Here is a 3,915-nt window from a genome sequence, read left to right as displayed (position 1 = left end):
AGGGGGAAACGCCCGGTCCCATTCCGAACCCGGAAGCTAAGCCCCTCAGCGCCGATGGTACTGCACTCGCCAGGGTGTGGGAGAGTAGGACGCCGCCGGACACCCATTCACGAAGAGCCACCCCGTTCGGGGTGGCTCTTCGTGTTTCCCGAGGCATTCGTGGTTGCTTACGGCCGTTCGGGGTGACGTGGTGTCGACAGCCCGGATCGGGGAGACAGACGGTGCGTCTGCGGATCACGTGCGGCCGAGTGCCCGCATCCCCGCGGGCGTCATCCGGCCCTCCCGGATGAGCCGGTCAGCGATCTCGCGATTGCGCGTCTTGGTCGTCCCGCGCGTGCGCCGTGGCCCGAACCGCTGCAGGTACGAGTCCGCGTCGTATCCGTGTCGGGTGCTCTCGCTCCACCCGTGGGCGATCCCCGCCTTCAGCAGCTCGTGGAACGTCACGCTGGGTACCGCGGACCGGGTGCGACGCAGCCGTACCCAGACGGGCACGTCGGATCGGTCGGCGCTGCCCAGCCACGCGTCGAGCTCCGCGGCGTCCCGGAACTCGACCACCGCCAACCCCTCGTGCGTCAGGTGTCCCATGGCCGCGAGGGTTGCACCGCCCACCGACACAGGCGTCGCACGTCGCAGATGCGCGCCGCGGTAGCAGGTCAGCCGCGGTCGGGCGACGGGCGGAGGAGGGACGCGAGCGATGCCGGGTCGGCGATCCTTAGCTCCTCGAGGTCGGGGACGCGGAGCCACAGCCCGCCGATGAGGCCGACCTCTAGGCGCAGGTCCCGACCCGAAAGGAACACGAGGGACTGCTCCGGCTCCTGCATCCAGGCGGAGGGTTGCCACGGGGCGAGCACGTCCATGGCCCGGATGATCGCCTGGACCCGCTCGCGGTCGCGCTCGACGTGCAGGACGGGGACGGCGTGCCGGTGGCGAGGGTCGTACCCCTGTCCGCGCACGACGCGCACCTCGGTGGCGTCGTCGACGGCAGCGGGGATGACGCGCACGGACAGGCGCCGCGCGTCAGGCCGGGACGAGGTAGAGCACGCCGAGGGGCGGCACCCGCACCGTCGCGGAGAACGCGCGCCCGTGGTGCGGCTCGGGACGGGCTTCGACGCGGCCCATGTTCCCGACACCGGAGCCGCCGTACTCCGCCGCGTCGGTGTTCAGGGCCTCGACCCAGGTGCCCCCGGAGGGGAGCGCGAGGCGGTAGTCCTCGTGCGGGGTCCCGGCGAAGTTCACGACCACCGCGACGACCCCGCCCTCGGCGTCCCGCCGGAGGTAGGCGAGGACGTTGTGGTCGGCGTCGTTGGCGTCGATCCACTCGAACCCCTGGGGGTCGTGGTCGAGCGCCCACAGCGCGGGGTGGGACTGGTAGAACGCGTTGAGGTCGCGGACGGCGGCCTGGACGCCGCGGTGCGGCTCGTGGTCGAGGAGGTACCAGTCGAGGGACCGGGACTCGGCCCACTCGGTGCCCTGGGCGAACTCGCTGCCCATGAACAGCAGCTGCTTGCCGGGGTGGGACCACTGGTAGGCGAGCAGGGCGCGGACGCCGGCGCGCTGCTGCCAGTCGTCCCCGGGCATCTTGCGCATGAGGGAACCCTTGCCGTGCACGACCTCGTCGTGGCTGATCGGCAGGACGAACTGCTCGGAGAACGCGTACACCAGCGAGAAGGTCGCCTCGTGGTGGTGGTACCGGCGGTTGATGGGCGCCTCCGCGAGGTAGCGGAGGGTGTCGTTCATCCAGCCCATGTTCCACTTGAGGCCGAAGCCGAGCCCACCCTGGTCGGTGGGGGTGGTGACGCCGGGCCAGGCGGTGGACTCCTCGGCGACCATGACGACGCCGGGGGTGCGCCGGTAGGCGGTGGCGTTGGCCTCCTGCAGGAACGCGATGGCCTCGAGGTTCTCGCGGCCGCCGTGCACGTTCGGGCGCCACTGCCCGGGCTCGCGGGAGTAGTCGAGGTAGAGCATGGACGCGACGGCGTCGACGCGCAGGCCGTCGGCGTGGAACTCCTCGAGCCAGTAGGTGGCGTTGGCGACGAGGAAGTTGCGGACCTCGTTCCGCCCGAAGTCGAAGACGTAGGTGCCCCAGTCCAGCTGCTCGCCGCGCATGGGATCGGGGTGCTCGTACAGGGGGGTGCCGTCGAACCGGGCGAGCGCCCACTCGTCCTTGGGGAAGTGCGCGGGCACCCAGTCCAGCAGGACGCCGATGCCGGCCTGGTGCAGGGTGTCGACGAGGTACCGGAAGTCGTCGGGGTGCCCGAACCGGGAGGTCGGGGCGTAGTACGACGACACCTGGTAGCCCCAGGACCCGCCGAAGGGGTGCTCGGCGACGGGCAGCAGCTCGACGTGCGTGAAGCCGAGGTCCACGACGTAGGCGGTGAGCTGCTCGGCGAGCTCGCGGTACGACAGCCCCTGCCGCCAGGAGCCGAGGTGGACCTCGTAGATGCTCATGGGGCCGGTGTGCGGGTCACGGGACTCGCGCTGGTCCAGCCAGGCGTCGTCGGACCAGGTGTAGCCCGACTCGACGACGACGGAGGCGGTGGCCGGCGGGACCTCGGTGCCCTTGGCGAGCGGGTCGGCCTTCTGGCGCCACCCGCCGTCCGGGCCCTGGATCTCGAACTTGTAGCGGGCACCGGCGACGACGCCGGGCACGAAGATCTCCCAGACGCCGGACTCCCCGAGGGAGCGCATGCCGTGGGCGGCGCCCTGCCAGTGGTTGAAGTCCCCGATGACCCGGACGGCGCGCGCGTTGGGCGCCCAGACGGCGAACGCGGTGCCCTCGACGTCGCCGAGGGTGCCGGGGTAGCGGTGGACGTTCGCCCCGAGGACGGTCCAGAGCTGCTCGTGGCGGCCCTCGTGGATGAGGTGCCGGTCGAGCTCCTGCACGGTCGGCAGGTAGCGGTACGGGTCGTCCAGGCGGGTGGTCTCGCCGCCGTAGGTGACGTCGAGGCGGTAGTCCACGACCTCGGTCTCGCGCAGCAGCGCCACCCAGATGCCGTCCTGCTCGTGCACGGCGGGGGTGCTGCCGTCGGCGGTGACGACGACGACGGCGTCCGCGAGCGGCCGCAGGGTGCGGACCACCAGCCCCGAGGGCGTCACGTGCGCCCCGAGCACGGAGTGCGGGTCGTGGTGGACCCCCGACGCGACCGCGCGCAGCGTGTCGTGGTCGACGGTGACGGGCGACGTCTCGGCCGGACGGGTCATGCCCCTACCCAACCACCACCGGGGCGTTCCCGCAGCCAGACCGCGCGGGTGGCACGCCACCGGCACGGCGGCGCGCGGTCAGCCGACCAGCCGCTCCACGGCCCGCAGCGGGATCGGCAGCCAGGACGGGCGGTTGCGGGCCTCGTAGACGGCCTCGTACAGCGCCTTGTCGAGCTCGAGGACGCGCAGCAGGTGCGCGCGGGCGCCGGGGTCGAGGTCGGGGGTCTCGGCGGAGTACCCCTGGAGGAACGCGGTGCGCGCGACCTCGGTCCAGGCGGCGGGCGCGCCGCCGACCGCCGCGGCGTAGTCGAACGACCGTAGCATCCCCGCGGCGTCGCGCAGGGCGAGGTCGGGGCGGGTGCGCTGGGCGACGGGGACCAGGGGCTCGCCCTCGAAGTCGAGGACGAACCACGTGCCGTCGCCGCGCAGCACCTGGCCGAGGTGCAGGTCGCCGTGGACCCGCTGGCGGTCCGGGACCTCGGCGAGGTACCGGGTGCGCTCCGCGAGGGCGGCGACGGCGTCAGCGTGCTCCTCGAGCTGCGGGACGGAGGCGACGGCCCACGCGTACCGGTCGCCGAGCGCCCCGGCCACCGCGACGGCGGCGGGCACGAGCCCGGTGTCGACACCCCCGGCGGCGTGCCGCCCGGCCCCGCGAGCACCGGCCTCGCTGTCGCCGGCCGTCCCGGCGGCGGACGCCACGCGGTCCGCGGGGCG

3 protein-coding genes, 1 rRNA gene and 1 pseudogene are annotated in these 3,915 nt (G+C 73.2%); 1 reads left to right on the top strand and 4 read right to left on the bottom strand.

What is annotated here, in order from left to right; translation table 11 throughout:
* A 5S ribosomal RNA gene (rrf, locus tag EBM89_RS19870) occupies nt 1–101 on the top strand; the annotation flags it as partial.
* A gap of 133 nt (nt 102–234) precedes the next feature.
* Here rrf and EBM89_RS19865 read toward each other — a convergent pair.
* From EBM89_RS19865 to EBM89_RS21585, 4 genes and pseudogenes are all read right to left on the bottom strand, one after another.
* Entirely contained in the window at nt 235–585 is a 351-nt protein-coding gene (locus EBM89_RS19865; RefSeq protein WP_122151312.1) for a YdeI/OmpD-associated family protein, read from the bottom strand.
* A gap of 68 nt (nt 586–653) precedes the next feature.
* Nucleotides 654–953 (bottom strand): hypothetical protein, encoded by a 300-nt coding sequence (locus EBM89_RS19860; protein ID WP_147463643.1) that lies wholly within the window; start codon nt 951–953, stop codon nt 654–656.
* A 64-nt stretch (nt 954–1,017) separates the two neighbouring features.
* Nucleotides 1,018–3,201 (bottom strand): 1,4-alpha-glucan branching protein GlgB, encoded by a 2,184-nt coding sequence (glgB, locus tag EBM89_RS19855; protein WP_122151310.1) that lies wholly within the window; start codon nt 3,199–3,201, stop codon nt 1,018–1,020.
* 78 nt (nt 3,202–3,279) lie between these two features.
* A pseudogene (locus EBM89_RS21585) lies at nt 3,280–3,915 on the bottom strand (maltokinase N-terminal cap-like domain-containing protein); the annotation flags it as partial.

Origin of the sequence: Cellulomonas triticagri, assembly GCF_003696205.1 — a bacterium.
In the GTDB taxonomy this organism is placed as follows: domain Bacteria; phylum Actinomycetota; class Actinomycetes; order Actinomycetales; family Cellulomonadaceae; genus Cellulomonas; species Cellulomonas triticagri.
This window is presented reverse-complemented; position numbering and strand designations above follow the sequence as displayed.

What these genes read in the sequence shown, in the direction of transcription:
- EBM89_RS19865 (WP_122151312.1), bottom strand. Translation starts at nt 585, where the DNA reads ATGGGACACCTGACGCACGAGGGGTTGGCGGTGGTCGAGTTCCGGGAC.
- glgB (WP_122151310.1), bottom strand. Translation starts at nt 3,201, where the DNA reads ATGACCCGTCCGGCCGAGACGTCGCCCGTCACCGTCGACCACGACACG.